The 15,390-nt window shown below is 60.8% G+C and carries 16 protein-coding genes, 1 tRNA gene and 1 pseudogene; 9 read left to right on the plus strand and 9 right to left on the minus strand.

The annotated features are described in order from the left end of the window. From B2M20_RS01305 to B2M20_RS01325, 5 genes and pseudogenes are all read left to right on the plus strand, one after another. Positions 1 to 100: pseudogene (locus B2M20_RS01305) on the plus strand (DUF983 domain-containing protein); the annotation flags it as partial. 181 nt (positions 101 to 281) lie between these two features. Next, positions 282 to 1,700, plus strand: coding sequence for a threonine synthase (gene thrC / locus B2M20_RS01310; protein WP_079445394.1), 1,419 nt, complete (start codon positions 282 to 284; stop codon positions 1,698 to 1,700). Further along, positions 1,697 to 2,986, plus strand: a complete 1,290-nt coding sequence (locus tag B2M20_RS01315) for a M16 family metallopeptidase (RefSeq protein ID WP_079445308.1) — start codon at positions 1,697 to 1,699, stop codon at positions 2,984 to 2,986. Before thrC ends, B2M20_RS01315 begins: the two co-directional genes overlap by 4 nt. 33 nt (positions 2,987 to 3,019) lie before the next feature. Next, a complete protein-coding gene (locus B2M20_RS01320; protein WP_079445309.1) occupies positions 3,020 to 3,604 on the plus strand; it encodes a GNAT family N-acetyltransferase in 585 nt (194 codons plus the stop codon). A 131-nt stretch (positions 3,605 to 3,735) separates the two neighbouring features. Next, on the plus strand, positions 3,736 to 4,431 hold the full coding sequence (locus B2M20_RS01325) for a hypothetical protein (protein WP_079445310.1): 696 nt from the start codon (positions 3,736 to 3,738) through the stop codon (positions 4,429 to 4,431). 196 nt (positions 4,432 to 4,627) lie between these two features. Here B2M20_RS01325 and B2M20_RS01330 read toward each other — a convergent pair whose 3' ends face one another. The 5 genes from B2M20_RS01330 to B2M20_RS01350 all read right to left on the minus strand — a co-directional run bounded on the left by B2M20_RS01330 (position 4,628) and on the right by B2M20_RS01350 (position 7,222). Continuing rightward, positions 4,628 to 5,113 carry a F0F1 ATP synthase subunit B family protein gene (locus B2M20_RS01330; protein ID WP_079445311.1) on the minus strand — a complete coding sequence of 162 codons (486 nt, stop codon included), beginning with the start codon at positions 5,111 to 5,113 and terminating at the stop codon, positions 4,628 to 4,630. A 7-nt stretch (positions 5,114 to 5,120) separates the two neighbouring features. Beyond that, positions 5,121 to 5,678 carry a F0F1 ATP synthase subunit B family protein gene (locus B2M20_RS01335; protein ID WP_079445312.1) on the minus strand — a complete coding sequence of 186 codons (558 nt, stop codon included), beginning with the start codon at positions 5,676 to 5,678 and terminating at the stop codon, positions 5,121 to 5,123. Between the two features lie 63 nt (positions 5,679 to 5,741). After that, complete coding sequence (locus B2M20_RS01340; protein WP_009796340.1) at positions 5,742 to 5,969, minus strand: F0F1 ATP synthase subunit C; 228 nt, start codon at positions 5,967 to 5,969, stop codon at positions 5,742 to 5,744. Positions 5,970 to 6,026: 57 nt separating this feature from the next. After that, positions 6,027 to 6,770: a F0F1 ATP synthase subunit A gene (locus B2M20_RS01345; protein ID WP_079445313.1), complete on the minus strand. Its 744-nt coding sequence runs from the start codon at positions 6,768 to 6,770 to the stop codon at positions 6,027 to 6,029. 68 nt (positions 6,771 to 6,838) lie between these two features. Continuing rightward, a complete protein-coding gene (locus B2M20_RS01350; RefSeq protein ID WP_079445314.1) occupies positions 6,839 to 7,222 on the minus strand; it encodes an AtpZ/AtpI family protein in 384 nt (127 codons plus the stop codon). A 424-nt stretch (positions 7,223 to 7,646) separates the two neighbouring features. On the opposite strand from B2M20_RS01350, the gene B2M20_RS01355 reads away from it, so the two are divergent. Then, a complete protein-coding gene (locus B2M20_RS01355; protein WP_079445315.1) occupies positions 7,647 to 8,174 on the plus strand; it encodes a hypothetical protein in 528 nt (175 codons plus the stop codon). Positions 8,175 to 8,402: 228 nt separating this feature from the next. Further along, the gene (locus B2M20_RS01360; protein ID WP_079445316.1) at positions 8,403 to 9,053 is read left to right on the plus strand and encodes a response regulator transcription factor; all 651 of its coding nucleotides are present in this window, start codon (positions 8,403 to 8,405) and stop codon (positions 9,051 to 9,053) included. A gap of 297 nt (positions 9,054 to 9,350) precedes the next feature. Here B2M20_RS01360 and hemA read toward each other — a convergent pair whose 3' ends face one another. From hemA to B2M20_RS01380, 4 genes are all read right to left on the minus strand, one after another. Beyond that, positions 9,351 to 10,580, minus strand: a complete 1,230-nt coding sequence (hemA, locus tag B2M20_RS01365) for a 5-aminolevulinate synthase (protein WP_079445317.1) — start codon at positions 10,578 to 10,580, stop codon at positions 9,351 to 9,353. Between the two features lie 224 nt (positions 10,581 to 10,804). Then, the gene (gene bioB / locus B2M20_RS01370; protein WP_079445318.1) at positions 10,805 to 11,830 is read right to left on the minus strand and encodes a biotin synthase BioB; all 1,026 of its coding nucleotides are present in this window, start codon (positions 11,828 to 11,830) and stop codon (positions 10,805 to 10,807) included. 181 nt (positions 11,831 to 12,011) lie between these two features. After that, a complete protein-coding gene (locus tag B2M20_RS01375; RefSeq protein WP_079445395.1) occupies positions 12,012 to 12,692 on the minus strand; it encodes an outer membrane protein in 681 nt (226 codons plus the stop codon). A 332-nt stretch (positions 12,693 to 13,024) separates the two neighbouring features. Next, positions 13,025 to 13,099: transfer RNA gene (locus B2M20_RS01380), tRNA-Thr, on the minus strand. 248 nt (positions 13,100 to 13,347) lie between these two features. On the opposite strand from B2M20_RS01380, the gene B2M20_RS19930 reads away from it, so the two are divergent. Further along, positions 13,348 to 13,515 (plus strand): hypothetical protein, encoded by a 168-nt coding sequence (locus B2M20_RS19930; RefSeq protein ID WP_210189114.1) that lies wholly within the window; start codon positions 13,348 to 13,350, stop codon positions 13,513 to 13,515. A gap of 295 nt (positions 13,516 to 13,810) precedes the next feature. Then, on the plus strand, positions 13,811 to 15,103 hold the full coding sequence (murA, locus tag B2M20_RS01390) for a UDP-N-acetylglucosamine 1-carboxyvinyltransferase (RefSeq protein ID WP_079445320.1): 1,293 nt from the start codon (positions 13,811 to 13,813) through the stop codon (positions 15,101 to 15,103). The last annotated feature ends 287 nt before the right edge of the window (positions 15,104 to 15,390 follow it).

Below are 15,390 nucleotides of genomic sequence, written 5' to 3' on the forward strand. Positions count from 1 at the left end.
ATTCATCGTCGTCGCCGCCGCACTCGTCGTCGAAGTCAAGTATCAGCCAGCCCTCTGGATCCACGCTGCTCTCTGGATCCCAACAGTCCTCGCTGTTACCCCCAGGCGCGAAACGCTTCAACGCAACGTTTAGCTGCATTGGGCGGCGCGGCTTTTTCTCTCCCTTCGATTTCCTCTTCATCCCGAAACGCTTTATGGTACGCGGCGGCTATCGCTGATGGCGACATGGATAACTCGCGCTATCAAATATTTGGCAACGCACTCCGCCGTTGGAGGCCGGCTTGACGCATTATCTTTCGACTCGGGGGGAAACCCAGAAACTCGGCTTTTCCGATGTGATGCTGGCTGGCCTCGCTCGTGACGGCGGCCTTTATGTGCCCGAAATCTGGCCGCAGCTAACGCCCGACACTATCGCAGGCTTCTTCGGCCGACCGTACTGGGAGGTGGCCGTGGAGGTAATCCGGCCGTTCGTGGCTGGAGACATCGCCGAGGCCGATCTCGGCCGGATGGCCAACGAGGCTTATGCGATGTTCCGGCACCCGGCGGTGGTGCCGCTTGATCAGATCGGTCCTCAACAGTTCATGCTGGAGCTGTTTCACGGTCCGACGCTCGCGTTCAAGGACGTGGCGATGCAATTGCTGTCCCGGTTGATGGATCATGTTCTGTCACAACGAGGCCAGCGTACCACGATCGTCGTCGCAACCTCGGGTGACACCGGCGGCGCTGCGGTCCACGCATTCGCCAACAGCGCCAATGTCGATCTGATCGTGCTGTTCCCGGACGGCCGCATCTCCGAAGTGCAGCGGCGCATGATGACGACGACGGCCGCGCCAAATGTTCATGCACTCGCCGTCAAAGGCACCTTCGACGACTGCCAGGCGATCGTGAAAGGGCTGTTCAACAACCACCGCTTTCGGGACGAGGTGTCGCTCTCCGGTGTCAACTCGATCAACTGGGCACGAATTGTTGCGCAGGTGGTGTATTACTTCACCTCGGCGGTCGCGCTTGGCGCGCCGGCGCGGGCCGTCGATTTTACCGTGCCGACCGGCAACTTCGGCGACATCTTTGCCGGCTACGTCGCAAAGCGCATGGGTCTGCCGATACGCTGGTTGCGTATCGCCGCCAACATCAACGATATCTTGCCGCGTACACTAAAGACCGGCATCTATGAAGTGCGCGAAGTTCACGCCACCACCTCGCCATCGATGGACATTCAGGTGTCGTCGAACTTCGAGCGGCTGTTGTTCGAGGCGACGGGGCGCGACGCCGCGCAGGTGCGCGCGATGATGGCGTCGCTGCAGCAATCCGGTCGCTTCGCGCTGCCGGATTCGGTGCTGGCCGCGATGCGCGCCGACTTCGATGCCGGGCGCGCCGACGAAACAGAGACCGCCGCCTCGATCCGCACGGCGTGGCGCGAAGCCGGAGATCTGGTCGACCCGCATACAGCTGTTGCGCTGACAGTGGCCGATCGCGACGCGCCCGACTCGCGTGTTCCCAATATCGTGCTGGCGACTGCCCATGGCGCAAAGTTCCCTGACGCGGTTGAAGCCGCCTGCGGCGTGCGGCCTCCATTACCGGCCTGGCTCGACGGCTTGATGACTCGGCCCGAGCGGATCACGGTCGTGAACAACGATCAGGCAGAAATCGAACGGTTCGCGCTGTCCGTCAGCCGCGCCGCCAAGCACGGAGTTGCCGGATGAGTGTCGATATGACGAAACTGTCTTCCGGCCTCACGGTCATCACTGATGCCATGCCGCATCTGGAAACCGCCGCGCTCGGAGTCTGGACCGGGGTTGGCGGCCGCGACGAGAAACCAAACGAGCATGGCATCTCGCATTTGCTTGAGCACATGGCATTTAAAGGAACCACCAGGCGTTCGGCGCGAGAGATCGCCGAGGAGATCGAGGCAGTCGGTGGCGATCTCAATGCCGCTACAGGTGTTGAGACGACGGCTTATTACGCGCGGGTGATGAAGGCTGACGTTCCGCTCGCGCTCGACGTGCTGAGCGATATCCTGTCCAATCCGAGCTTCGACGCGAAGGAACTCGAATGCGAGAAAGGCGTCATCGAGCAGGAAATGGGTGCGGCGCAAGACACTCCTGACGACGTCGTTTTCGAGCATCTCAACGAGCTCTGCTATCCGGACCAGCCGATCGGGCGTTCGCTGCTCGGTACGCCGGAGACGCTGAAGCGGTTCAACAGCGACATGCTGCATGGATATCTCAAAACGCATTATCGCGGGCCGGACATGGTGGTGGCGGCGGCGGGTGCGATCGAGCACAAGGCGGTCGTGGCCGAGGTCGAGCGTTGCTTTGCAAGTCTGGATGCCGCGCCGGCTCCGCAGCCGCCGGCGGCGAAATTCGGCAGCGGTGGCTCCAAAGTGGTGCATCGCGACCTCGAGCAGGCGCATCTGACGCTTGCGCTGGAAGGGGTGTCGCAGACCGATGCCTCGCTATTCTCGTTGCAGGTGTTCACCAATGTTCTGGGGGGGGGCATGTCCTCGCGATTGTTTCAGGAAGTCCGTGAGAAGCGCGGTCTGTGCTATTCAATCTACACCTTCCATGCACCCTATGCCGACACTGGCTTCTTTGGGCTCTACACCGGCACCGATCCGAGCGACGCGCCGGAAATGATGGAAGTCGTCGTCGACGTTATCAGCGAGGCTGTGGAAACGCTGACGGAAGCCGAGATCGCGCGCGCGAAAGCGCAGATGAAAGCCGGCCTGCTGATGGCTTTGGAGAGTTGCAGCGCCCGCGCCGAACAATTGGCGCGGCATATGCTCGTCTATGGACGGCCCCAGGGCGTTCCCGAATTGATGGCCAGGATCGATGCCGTCAGCGTCGACTCAACGCGCGACGCGGCGCGCATCCTGCTGGCGCGCAGCCGTCCCGCGGTCGTCGCGCTTGGCAGCGGCAGGGGGCTGGACACTGCGGTCGCTTTTGCGGAAGGATTGGCACAGTCGAAGGCCCGAATTTTGCTCCACTAGCCACAGGCTGGGATTCGGGGTCGAGGAACGGTCATGGCTCTATTTCGTCTGCCGTCCAGCGCGCCAGCGCTTGTGCCGCGAGGGCACGGTCTGTTGCTGCGTGCGCCTGAGATGTCCGATTTTTTGCAATGGAGACAGCTTCGTGAGCACAGCCGCGCCTATCTGACCCCATGGGAACCGATGTGGCCATCGGACGACCTGACCCGCGCCGGATTTCGGCGGCGGTTACGCCGCTACGCAGAGGATATCGCCGGCGACAGGTCCTACCCATTCATTGTGTTTCGCGAATCCGACGGCATCATGTTGGGTGGGGTCACGCTCGCCAATGTCCGTCGCGGCATCGCGCAGGCAGGCACTATCGGATATTGGATAGGCCAGCCCTATGCGGGGCGAGGCTATATGACCGCGGCGTTGCGGGTGCTGCTTCCGATCCTGTTCGGCGAACTGAACCTGCATCGCATCGAGGCTGCCTGCATTCCCAGCAATATGCCGTCCATTCGCGTGCTGGAAAAGTGCGGCTTCACGCGGGAGGGGTTGGCGCGTCGCTATCTTTGCATCAATGGAATCTGGCAGGATCACCTGCTGTTCGGCATGTTGCACGACGATTTCCACGGCTAGACATTTTCCGTCCGAAAGAATCGGAGACGGTCCGAGATCGCCCGTCATTTCCGTCTGACGAACCCCACCTTTGGCTTGCGGCCATTGGCTTGTTATAAAGCCGCGCGTGGAAACAACGACGGACGACGTGAATGCTTAATGTTGCGGGCACCACCGAAGTGGATGAACCGGCTCCTGTCAGGCACTTGGTTGGCTTTCCGTTGCGTCTGATGACTATGGTCGCAGGCTGCTGGATAGTTGCCGCTTCCCCAGCGCTATCGCAGTCGCTCGGGGATCGTTTCAAGGAAATGTTCGGCGTCAAATCGCAGCCGGAGCGAGCGGCGCCGGCATCCGGCGACGTGGCTTCTGTGCCCGACGATCTTACCTGTCCGACCGTCTCCATCCGTGCCGGCGCATCGACCTACACGGTCGGCGCCTCAGGTCAGCCGGCGAGTGGTACCGATGTCCGCTATCAGGCGACTATCGGCGATACCGCGCGAGAATGCGACTACAACACCGATACGCATCAGATCGCAATCAAGGTCGGTATCCGCGGGCGGGTCATCGTGGGGCCGGCGGGGGCACCGTCGTCCGTGGAGGTGCCGTTGCGCGTCGCGGTGGTTGAGGATGGCGTTTCCGCGAAAACGATCGCCACCAAGGCCTATACGATTACGGTGAACCTGTCGGGCAACGAAGGCGGGACCTACAGCTTTGTTTCGGACGACATTTCGTATCCGGCGCCGCAGAGCGCGGCCGCCGACCGCTACGTGTTTTACGTCGGATTCGATCCGCAGGCGCTGAAGCCTGAACCACGCTCGGATCGCAAACGGCCGAGATCGCAGAGATAACGGACACAGCGGTTGCGCTGCGCGCGATCCGTCGGCAGCAATTCGCGCAAGCGGATATTGAATACGCCGCGGTCGTTGCGATTGTGGTCACGCTTCCGCGTTTGATGATACCGTTCGGCAGTCCATCGGTAACAGTCCGGGAAACAAAAAAGCCGGCGGAGCACCTCACGCCGGCTTTCGTCGCATTTGAAAGAACTCAGTTGAGCTTGGTCCGAACTTCGCTGACGCCTTTGGCGAGCAGATCGTCGGCAAGCTGTCCCTTTACCGAATTTGACAGGATTGAGGAGGCAGCGGCGACAGCGGCGTCGGCAGCGGCGGCGCGGACATCCGCGATAGCCTGGGCTTCTGCCGAGGCTATCTTGCCTTCCGCGCTCTTGGTGCGGCGCGCGACGAAATCTTCCATCTTGACCTTTGCTTCGGCCGCGATGCGCTCGGCTTCGGCTTTGGCCGAGGCGATAATCTCCTGCGCTTCATGCTCGGCGCTCGCATGGCGGGCTTTGTAGTCGGCGAGCAGCTTCGCGGCTTCATCCTTCAGGCGACGCGCATCGTCGAGCTCGCCCTTGATGCGCGCGCTGCGACGATCGAGCGCCGATAGCACCGTGCGGTGTACTCCCACATAGGCGAAGACGCCCATCAGGATCAGGAAGGCTATGGCAACCCAGGTTTCCGGTTGGGCAAACATGGTCTCGTCATCCCTTCATCGAGGCTTCGACGGCGCCGTCGACGAGCTTGGGATCGGGCGTTGCGCCGGTCAGTTGCTGCACGATAGCCGTTGCCGCATCGCTTGCGATGCTGCGGACGTTGCTCATCGCCGCCGCGCGCGTTGAGGCAATGGTCTTCTCGGCGTCGGCGAGCTTGACGGACAACCGTTCCTCGAGCGCCCTGCGTTCGGCGTCTGCCGCTGCATTCAGCTTCTCGCGGGTGTCGTTGCTGATCGCCTGCGCTCGTGTCCGCGCGGCCGCGAGTTCGGTCTCATAGGCCTTCAATGCGCCGTCGGACTCGTCCTTCAGCTTTTGTGCCCGCGCGAGGTCGCCCTCGATCGTGTTCTGCCGATCATCGATGGTCTGGCGGACGCGTGGCAAGGCCACTCGCGACGAGATCATATAGAGCGCAACGAACGTGATCGTCAGCGATACCAGCTGGGACGCGAAGGTGTCCTTCTGGAACGGCGGGAACGGAGCCTTGTGGCCGCCGTCGGCTTCGGTGTGGGCCGTCGTGCCCTGTGCGTTGCCATGACTTTCAGCCACGGGCGTCTCCTTTGCGGTCGATCGGGACCCGGCTTTCCAGGTCCCGTCAGCCGGTCAGTGATCTTAAAGTGCGAACAGCAACAACAGGGCGATCAGCAGCGAGAAGATGCCGAGCGCTTCCGTCACCGCGAAGCCGAAGATCAGGTTGCCGAACTGGCCCTGGGCGGCCGAGGGATTGCGCACCGCGGCGGCAAGATAGTTGCCGAAGATGATGCCCACGCCGGCGCCGGCGCCACCCATCCCGATGCAGGCAATACCAGCGCCAATGTACTTCGCGGCAATCGGATCCATGAAACAAACTCCTTGCTGAGGTTTGTGAGAGTGACTTTGGAGGGATGTGTACCGGTCTTAGTGACCGGGATGAATCGCATCGTTGATGTAGATGCAGGTGAGAATTGTGAAGACGTAGGCCTGAAGGAATGCGACCAATAACTCGAGTGCGGTGAGCGCTACCACCAGCGCCAGCGGCAGCACGGCGCCGAACACGCCGACGATTCCCATGGCGCCGAGCATGGTGACGAAGCTCGCGAACACTTTCAGCGTAATGTGACCCGCCAGCATGTTGGCGAACAGACGCACGCTGTGCGAGACCGGCCGCGACAAGAACGAGATGATCTCGATCGCCACCACCAGCGGCAGGATCGCGACCGGAATGCCCGACGGCACGAATAGTTTGAAGAATCTCAGGCCGTTCTTGTAGAAGCCGTAGATCAGCACCGTGAAGAAGACGAGGAAAGCCAGGCCGGCCGTGATGATGATGTGGCTCGAGATCGTGAAGGTGTAGGGAATGATGCCGACGAGGTTTGAGACGGTCACCAGCATGAAGATTGAGAACACGAAGGGAAAGAACTTCATGCCGTCCTTGCCGGCGGTGGTGCGTATGGTGTCGGCGACGAACTCGTAGCTGATCTCGGCGATCGATTGCATGCGCCCGGGCACGAGCTTGCGACCGGTGCCCAGCATCAAAAGCGATGTCAGCACGACGGCGAGCAGCATGTAGGCGGAGGAATTGGTGAAGGCGATTTCCTGGCCGCCGATATGGCCGATCGTGAAAATCTTCTCGATGTTGAACTGGTGGATCGGGTCCATCATCCGCGTGCAACTTTCAGTCTGCCGGCAGGCCGGCGTTCAAGCAACTCAATCGTCCAGACGGCCATCCGTCATCGGTCTGTCTGCTCGGGAATCACGCCCGCCGACCGCATCACGTTGATCACGCCGGCTGCGAAGCCAAGCAGGAAAAACACAATCAGCCCCCAGGGCGAGGTCGACAGCAAGCGGTCGAATCCCCAGCCTATCAACGCCCCGACAGCAACGCCCGCGATCAATTCGGAGGATAGGCGGAAACCACGCGCCATTGCCGAGGCCCTGGCAGCTCCGTCCCCGCTTCCATCACCGGATTGGTCAGTCTCGTTCTTGCGGTGCCCACGAAGCTTGGACAGCCGTTGATCGAGATTTCCGAGCCTTTCGGAAAGCGCAGCTTCGTCGGGAGCCGAATGCTCGCGATCTCCGTGCCCGCTGCTGTTTTTGTCCGTGCCGTCAGCCATGCTCTCGACACCCGACACAACGCCGCGATCTTCAGGAAATTACGCCCGTTACCCTCAGAAGCCGCGCGGACCATACTGACGGCCCAAGGTCAAGTCAAGATTGTGTCGCTGTGGACTATAGCGTTGAATTAGCTGGCTTTATTCTAGAAAATCAAAGCGGCTGCGCTTAGTTGCCGCGCTGCAAAAGCGGTCTTCGCGAAAGGCGGCGGGCTGGCTAAGCGTTGCGGGCGCGCTCGCAACGCAAGAAAGCTGGCGACTTGGGGTATCTGGAGGGTCGTCTGACGCGCCGCAGCGGCAGGATAGTTGAGGGTGGACGTGGACCCGAAACGGACTGCCGACGCGTTGAAATCGGGTGGTCGGCGCTATAGGTCGATGACAGAGCGCCCGCTCGGGTGAAGCGAATTCGGTCTCGACGGAGCAGAGCATGTACGCGGCGATACCGTTCAGACTGTTGCGGATTTCCGCGATCACCGCGATGCTCTTTTGCCTGGTTGTTCCGGCGCTTGCGCAGGAGGCTGAGAAAGGACGCTATACGCTCGTGCCGATGAGCGGCGGCTTTGTCAGGCTGGATACGCTTACCGGCGTGGTTTCCCATTGCGAGAACAAGGGCTCGGGTTGGGCGTGCTACGTATTGCCTGAAGAGCATGCCGCGCTGGATAAGGAAATCGGCCGGTTGCAGGCGGAGAACGAAAAATTGAAGGCGCAGCTCGCCGCGCGCGAGCCGGCCGACAAGATTCAGAAAGAATTGCCTCAACAACAGGGGTCGGGTGAGCCGGGGCCGGCTGCGCCAAAGGCTGACGGACCGAAATCCGCGGACGTCAACCGCAACAGCATTGAGATTCCACTCCCGAGCGATCGCGATATGGGCCGCTTGATGTCATTCGTCGAGCGTGCCTGGCGGCGGCTGATCGAGATGGCGAGCCGCGTCCAGCGCGATACGTCAGGAATCTGATGCCCGGGTCAGCTGAAGGCATTTGATGGCGGCGGCGGCGATCACGCCTGTCGTGCCATATTGTGTGTCGCAGGGCTTGCCCTTGAAGCCCCTGATGGCTGCTGCTCTCACCATCAAATCAAACTGCCTCGCGGACCACTCTGCCGAGATGATTGCGGACCCCGCACGAATCAGATTATACACGTATAAGTTGTGGTAACTCGCCTTTCGCTCGTGAGGAAGCCGCGGATGGGAAAGCTTTTGCCTTTTGTGTCGGATGTCCCGGTTTTCGTCGTCGACGATGATTCGTCGGTACGTGAAACGCTGGTTCTCCTTTTGAAAATCGAGGGGTATGCCGCGCAAGGCTTTGGCGACGGCGCTTCGTTTCTTGAGGAGATTCGCAGCGCATCTCCCGCCTGTGTCATTCTCGACCTGCATCTTCCCGGCGAATCGGGATTTCAAATCCTACGCAGGCTCGCCGCCGAAAAAGTTGCCTCGCCTATCCTTGTGATCTCGGGCGCAGCCGACATTGCAATGGCTGTCGAAGCCATGAAGCATGGCGCGCTCGACTTCCTGGAGAAGCCGTTTTTCTCCGATGCCATCGTCGACCGTGTTCGTGCCGCGGTGAAGGTTTGGCGAGAGACGCGTGGGAGCGAGAACGGCGGCCTCGCCAATTTTCCCGGCTGCCATCTGTTGACCTGCCGAGAGCGCGAGGTTCTGTCCCAGGTGGCCAGGGGTGCTTCGAACAAGGAAGCGGGGAGGAGACTTGGCATCAGTCCGCGCACCGTCGAGGTTCATCGCGCGCGGATCATGGACAAGCTCGGGGCGAAAAACACTGCCGATCTGATTCGGATTGTGTTCTCGGAGGCGAGTTCACGGCGGCAGCTTTCCGCGTCCTAGAGCCCTCCGCTTCTGACGGAATCAGAAGCGGGGCTCTATAATCTTGATTTAACGCGTTTTCTTCACGCGAACCGGTGCCCACTTCGCTCGAAAATGCTATATTAGCCCTTCCGCTACTAAGGCGGGTTTTGCTTGGAAAAACTTCGCGGCAATCGCACCCCCTCAGCTGGATAGTTTCCAGCTGATCAGTTCCTCCGCTTAGCGGAGGAGGGGCAGCGGTTCACGCGGAAAAAAACCTCACCTCGAACGAGAACGCGTTTGTGTTTCCGTTAAACGCGAAAACGTTCCGACAGGTCGTTACTCGGCTGCCATGGATTTCGCCTGCAGCGGCAGACCGAGACGCTCCCACACCTGAAGCAGCGCTTCGGCCAACTGATCGATCAGCGCGTCGTCGTGGTACGGCGACGGCGTGATTCGTAACCGCTCCATTCCCTTGGCAACGGTCGGATAGTTGATTGGCTGGATATAGATGTTGTGGTCGTGCAGCAACATATCGCAGGCCTGCTTGCAGCGCTCGGGATCGCCGACGAAAATCGGAACGATATGCGTCGAACTGACCATCACCGGCAGACCTGCCGCGATCAGGCTCGCCTTGGTTCGCGCGGCCCGCTCTTGATGGCGTTCGCGTTCCCAGGTTGATGATTTGAGATGTCGGATCGCGGCGGTCGCCGCGGAGCAGATCGCGGGCGGCAATGAGGTGGTAAAGATGAAGCCCGGCGCATAAGAGCGCACGGCGTCGATGATCTCGGAATTGCCGGCGATGTAGCCGCCGAGGCAGCCGAAGGCCTTGGCGAGCGTGCCTTCGAGGACGTCGATGCGGTGCATGACGCCTTCGCGCTCCGCGATGCCGCCGCCGCGCGGACCATACATGCCGACGGCGTGCACTTCGTCAACATAAGTCATGGCGTCGTAGCGTTCGGCGAGGTCGCAGATCTTCGAAAGCGGCGCGACATCGCCATCCATCGAATACAGGCTTTCGCAGGCGATCAGCTTGGGACGATCTGGGGCGGCGGCGCGAAGCAGCTCCTCGAGATGGGCAAGGTCGTTGTGGCGGAAAACCACACGTTCACAGCCGGACTGGCGGATGCCTTCGATCATCGAATTGTGGTTGAGCGCGTCAGAGAGGATCAGGCAGTTCGGAATCAGCTTTGCGAGGGTCGAAATACCGGTCTGATTGGAGACATAACCGGACGTGAACACGAGCGCCGCCGGCTTGCCGTGCAGATCGGCAAGCTCCTGTTCGAGCTGGACCAGAGGATGATGGTTTCCAGCGATATTGCGGGTGCCTCCGGCGCCGGTGCCGATACGGGTCGCGGTCTCGACCATGGCGCCGACCACCTTCGGGTGCTGACCCATGCCGAGATAGTCGTTCGAACACCAGATGATGACGTTGCGCGGCCCCTTGGGCGTGTGCAAGGTGGCATAGGGGAACCGACCGGCGATGCGCTCAAGATCGGCGAAAACACGGTAGCGCCGCTCGTCATGAAGGCGATCCAGCGCGTTACTGAAGAACTTGCTATAATCCATGACAACATCCGGATAAAAGCCCGGTACGCCGGACCGATCAGAACCTTTTTAGAGCCTTTCCAGCGGGGCTGTCGAGCCGAATCCGCAAAAGCGCCGGCTTGAGGGTTAAAAATCGCCATTAATTTTGCGCTGGAACAAAGCGGCCCTGCAACCGGCTGCCCGCTCGCGTCATGCGAGCAAGCTGATGACCCCTCGTTACGCCGCAACCGAGGTAATTCTCCCGGTCAGATCAGCGCGACGGCAGGCGCTTTCGCACTGTCCAGCGGCGACCTCATGCCGAGGCGGTCGAGCAATGCCGCGTCGCGCACGGTCTGCGGATTCTTCGTGGTGAGCAAAAGGTCGCCTATGAAAATGGAGTTGGCGCCGGCCACGAAGCACAGCGCTTGCAGTTCATCGGTCATGTATTGCCGGCCCGCTGACAGCCTTACCACGCTCTTCGGCATCATGATCCGCGCCACCGCGATCATGCGGACCAGCGCGATAGGATCCGGTCGCTCGGCCGTGGCGTTGACCGGCACCCCCTGGACCTCGTTCCACATGTTGATAGGAACGCTTTCCGGATGCGCCGGGAGATTGGCCAGCAGCATCAACATGCCGAGGCGGTCGCCGACCTGCTCTCCCATGCCGATGATACCGCCGCAGCAGAGCTTCAGCCCGGCCTCGCGTGCATGGGCGAGCGTGTCGATACGGTCCTGCATGGTGCGGGTGGTGATAATCTGGCCGTAGAATTCGGGGGAAGTATCGACATTGTGGTTGTAGAAATCGAGTCCGGCCTTCTGCAGCCGCCGGGCCTGCTCGGGCGTGAGCATCCCCAGCGTCGCGCAGGTCTCCATGCCCAGTTCCTTGACGGCGCTGACCATGTCACAGATCCGATCGAGATCCCTGTCCTTCGGATTGCGCCAGGCCGCCGCCATGCAGAACCGGCCGGCGCCGGCATCCTTTGCCCGCCGGGCGGTGTCAATGACCGCTTCCCTGTCCATCAGCTTCGTGGCTTTGACCCCGGCGTCGTAATGCGCGCTTTGCGCACAGTATCCGCAGTCTTCCGGGCAGCCGCCGGTCTTGATGCTGAGCAGGCTCGCGGTCTCGACGTGATTGGGATCGAAATTGCGGCGATGGATGGTCTGCGCCTGAAAAAGCAGATCCGGGAACGGGAGGTTATAAAGTGTCTCGGCTTCGAGCCGCGTCCAATCGTGGCGTGTGCGCGCGACCGAATCATGGGTGCTGTCGAACGAAACCGAGGCTGAGTCCATGGCGTTATTCCCGTGTGTCTCGTCATGCGGAATCAGGTTTTGAACCGGCCTACCGCCTGGCAGAGATACCATGTGCATGGCGAATCGCGAACGACTCAAGCCGCGAAAAGCCCCAAAGCAAGAAGGGCCGGCATCAGATGCCGGCCCTTCTCTATTTCAGAACCGTGAGGTTCGGAAGTGATCAGTATCCCGGAGCAAGCGGAGCGCCCATCGGAGCACCCCAGTTGAAACGATAGTTCAGGCCGACCTTGATGGTGTGCTGGTCGTTGCGGAAGGTGCCAAAAGCTCCGACCGGACCGATGAAATTCACATTGCCAAAATCGTAGTATTGGTATTCGACCTTGCCCGACCAATTCTGGGTGAACAGGTATTCCAGACCACCGCCGACAGTGTATCCGTCGCGGCCGCCGGTGCCGGCAAAGCCGTTGGTGAAGCGCGAGTCAGCCCAGCCGTAGCCGCCCTTGACGTACAGCAGCGCCGGACCCCAGGTGTAGCCGAGCCGGCCGGTGACCGATCCGAGGCCACGGTTGGCGAAATTGCTACCGGTGTCGAGGAAGCTGTAGTTGGCTTCGATACCGAACACCCAGTTAGGGGAGAACTGCGTGTCGTAGCCGATCTGACCACCACCCATGAACCGGCCGTCGTTGTTGTTGTTGATAAAGCCCGGTGCAAGGACGTTATTGCTGCCACCGAAAGCGCCGCCGATGTGACCACCGATGTAGAAACCGGTCCAGTTATAGATCGGCGCGGGCGTGTAGGCCGGTGCCTTGGTGTAGGGACGCGCCGCAAGATCGGCGGCTTGTGCTGGCACGATCGCGGCCATACCGAGGAAGGCTACAGAAGCGAGCAGAATCTTTTTCATTGTGTTCTCCAGGAATTCAAGTTCCGAGCAGCCGTTCGTCGGCCCCGTCATTTGGACCCTAGATCGATTTGCCGAAAAAAGCTGTCACTGAGACGCCACACTCTGAAACGTTCGCAATCCGTTGAGGGGGCAGCAAGAGGGCATCGGACCTTGTAAGCTTAATGCCGCCCTAATAAAAGCTAAATGGAGCCTTAATTCCCGTGCCTTCCCGCCAATTTTGGGCAAGCAACACGGCTGCTGAAGCTTCCTCGGGCGGTCTCGGAGCCGCAACTCTGCGAATCACCTTTCGATTCGCGCTACTTGAGGATCGTTCGCGCTCTTCAAGGAAGGAATGGTGCTGCCAGACAGGATTGAACTGTCGACCTCTCCATTACCAATGGAGTGCTCTACCACTGAGCTACGGCAGCAAGCCCCAACGCGGAATCAGCCTATGGCCGACAAGGCGGGCCGATCCTTGCCACAAGGCTGTAGGGCGCGCAAGCCGAGGCGGCTGCGTTGCTGCGAATCGGGCGGGCCAGGGCGATCGCTATCGAGGCGGACGAACCGCGCCTGTGGAAGGCTTGGTTGCGGCAGCCGCGCCGGGGCATGTATGTTGAATTCGCCTGCTCCTCCCAGATCGAGGATCGGGCGCATCCGGACTCCCGAGCGGAACACCATGATCGACAACCGCGACACCGACCGCGACGCGGAGAATGGAAAACGTCGGATGCGGCTGAGGGCGGCGCTGCGCGAAAACCTCAAACGGCGTAAATCGCAATCCCGCGGACGAGCCGATCAAGCCGCTTCCGCGGAAGATCCTGAACCGGAGTGTCGGGACGAATGATGCCGAAGCCACTCGCTCTCTTCGGTGCGCGACAGGCGCGAAGAGATGATGGCGCTTGCCGCGCGATGTTCTAGCTAGTCTATTTTTTTGCTTCTGACTGAATCAGAAACGAAGCTTTGTTGTTTTGACGCGTTTTCTTCACGCGAACCGGTATCTACTTTGCTCGAAAACGCTATAAATCATCAGGAAATCATCCGGCCGACAGGTTGTAAGCTCCTCTCAACGCCCTGATTTGCGAAGCTTTCGAGCGCGGGGCGATTTCTCTTCTACTTCATCCATAGAAACGGAAATGGGTATGGATCGCATTCGCATCGTCGGTGGCAACAAGCTCAACGGCACCATTCCGATTTCTGGCGCAAAGAACGCGGCGCTGCCTTTGATGATCGCCGCGCTGCTGACCGAGGAGACGCTGATCCTCGACAACGTGCCGCGGCTTGCGGACGTTGCGCAGTTGCAGCGTATCCTCGGAAACCACGGCGTCGACATCATGTCGGCGGGCAAGCGCTCGGGCGATCACGAATATCAGGGACAGACCCTGCACATTTCGGCCGCGAACGTCATCGACACCACCGCGCCGTACGAACTGGTCTCGAGGATGCGGGCCAGCTTCTGGGTGATTGCGCCGCTCCTAGCACGGATGCATGAGGCCCGGGTGTCATTGCCCGGCGGTTGCGCCATCGGCACCCGTCCGGTCGATCTCCTGATCATGGCGCTGGAAAAACTGGGCGCCAGGATTGCGATCGACGGCGGCTATGTGATCGCCAGCGCGCCCGGCGGCCTGACGGGCGCCGAAGTGGAATTTCCCAAGGTGACCGTAAGCGGTACCCATGTTGCGTTGATGGCGGCAACGCTGGCGAACGGCACCACCATCATCACCAACGCGGCCTGCGAGCCGGAAATCGCCGACGTCGCGGATTGTCTCAATAAAATGGGCGCGCGCATTTCCGGGGCGGGCACGCCGCGGATCGTCATCGAGGGCGTCGGCAGGCTGGCTGGCGCACGGCACACCGTGCTGCCCGACCGGATCGAGACCGGCACTTATGCGATGGCGGTGGCGATGACCGGCGGCGAGGTGCTGCTGCGCGGCGCGCGGCCGGAGCTGTTGCAGTCGGCGCTCGATGTGCTGACCGATGCGGGCGTTGTCATCACGCCGAACAATGAGGGTATTCGGGTCGCACGCAACGGCGTCGGCATCAATCCGGTCACGGTCTCCACCGCGCCGTTTCCGGGATTTCCGACCGACCTTCAGGCACAACTCATGGCGTTGATGACGCGCGCCAAGGGGGCGTCCCATATCACCGAGACAATCTTCGAAAACCGCTTCATGCACGTGCAGGAGCTGGCACGGTTCGGCGCACGCATTCATCTGGACGGCGAAACAGCCACCATCGATGGCATTGGAACGCTGCGCGGAGCGCCGGTCATGGCGACGGATTTGCGAGCCTCGGTGTCGCTGGTGATTGCGGGACTTGCCGCCGAAGGGGAGACCGTGGTCAACCGCGTCTACCACCTCGACCGCGGTTTCGAGCAGCTTGAGAAAAAACTGTCGGCGTGCGGGGCTTCGATCGAGCGGATCAGCGAACGGTGATCCGATTTTTACCGTTCCCGCTAGCTTCGCGCCGCCGGAGCGGGCTCGTGCCAACCGGTTTCGGGCACGATCATCCTCGATCAAGGATGAAGACAAGTCAGTTTTTAACGCTGAATCAGGCGTCAGGTGTCTCGAAGGGTTGACGGCGATTTGAGGCCGCGCCATTGAGCGCTGTACCCGAGAGCGGGTTCGCTCCATGAGAGCCTTTCCGCTTCTGATGGAATCGGAAGCGGGGCTCTATGATTTTGATTTGACACGTTTTCTTCATGCGAACCGGTGCCCACTTC

It is taken from the genome of Nitrobacter vulgaris (assembly GCF_002028545.1).
GTDB lineage: Bacteria > Pseudomonadota > Alphaproteobacteria > Rhizobiales > Xanthobacteraceae > Nitrobacter > Nitrobacter vulgaris.

Excerpts from the sequence above, each read along its gene's own strand:
- B2M20_RS01315 (WP_079445308.1), top strand. The coding sequence starts at position 1,697 with ATGAGTGTCGATATGACGAAACTGTCTTCCGGCCTCACGGTCATCACT.
- B2M20_RS01320 (WP_079445309.1), top strand. The coding sequence starts at position 3,020 with ATGGCTCTATTTCGTCTGCCGTCCAGCGCGCCAGCGCTTGTGCCGCGA.
- B2M20_RS01325 (WP_079445310.1), top strand. The coding sequence starts at position 3,736 with ATGCTTAATGTTGCGGGCACCACCGAAGTGGATGAACCGGCTCCTGTC.
- B2M20_RS01330 (WP_079445311.1), bottom strand. The coding sequence starts at position 5,113 with ATGTTTGCCCAACCGGAAACCTGGGTTGCCATAGCCTTCCTGATCCTG.
- B2M20_RS01340 (WP_009796340.1), bottom strand. The coding sequence starts at position 5,969 with ATGGATCCGATTGCCGCGAAGTACATTGGCGCTGGTATTGCCTGCATC.
- B2M20_RS01345 (WP_079445313.1), bottom strand. The coding sequence starts at position 6,770 with ATGATGGACCCGATCCACCAGTTCAACATCGAGAAGATTTTCACGATC.
- B2M20_RS01350 (WP_079445314.1), bottom strand. The coding sequence starts at position 7,222 with ATGGCTGACGGCACGGACAAAAACAGCAGCGGGCACGGAGATCGCGAG.
- B2M20_RS01355 (WP_079445315.1), top strand. The coding sequence starts at position 7,647 with ATGTACGCGGCGATACCGTTCAGACTGTTGCGGATTTCCGCGATCACC.
- B2M20_RS01360 (WP_079445316.1), top strand. The coding sequence starts at position 8,403 with ATGGGAAAGCTTTTGCCTTTTGTGTCGGATGTCCCGGTTTTCGTCGTC.
- hemA (WP_079445317.1), bottom strand. The coding sequence starts at position 10,580 with ATGGATTATAGCAAGTTCTTCAGTAACGCGCTGGATCGCCTTCATGAC.
- bioB (WP_079445318.1), bottom strand. The coding sequence starts at position 11,830 with ATGGACTCAGCCTCGGTTTCGTTCGACAGCACCCATGATTCGGTCGCG.
- B2M20_RS01375 (WP_079445395.1), bottom strand. The coding sequence starts at position 12,692 with ATGAAAAAGATTCTGCTCGCTTCTGTAGCCTTCCTCGGTATGGCCGCG.
- B2M20_RS19930 (WP_210189114.1), top strand. The coding sequence starts at position 13,348 with ATGATCGACAACCGCGACACCGACCGCGACGCGGAGAATGGAAAACGT.
- murA (WP_079445320.1), top strand. The coding sequence starts at position 13,811 with ATGGATCGCATTCGCATCGTCGGTGGCAACAAGCTCAACGGCACCATT.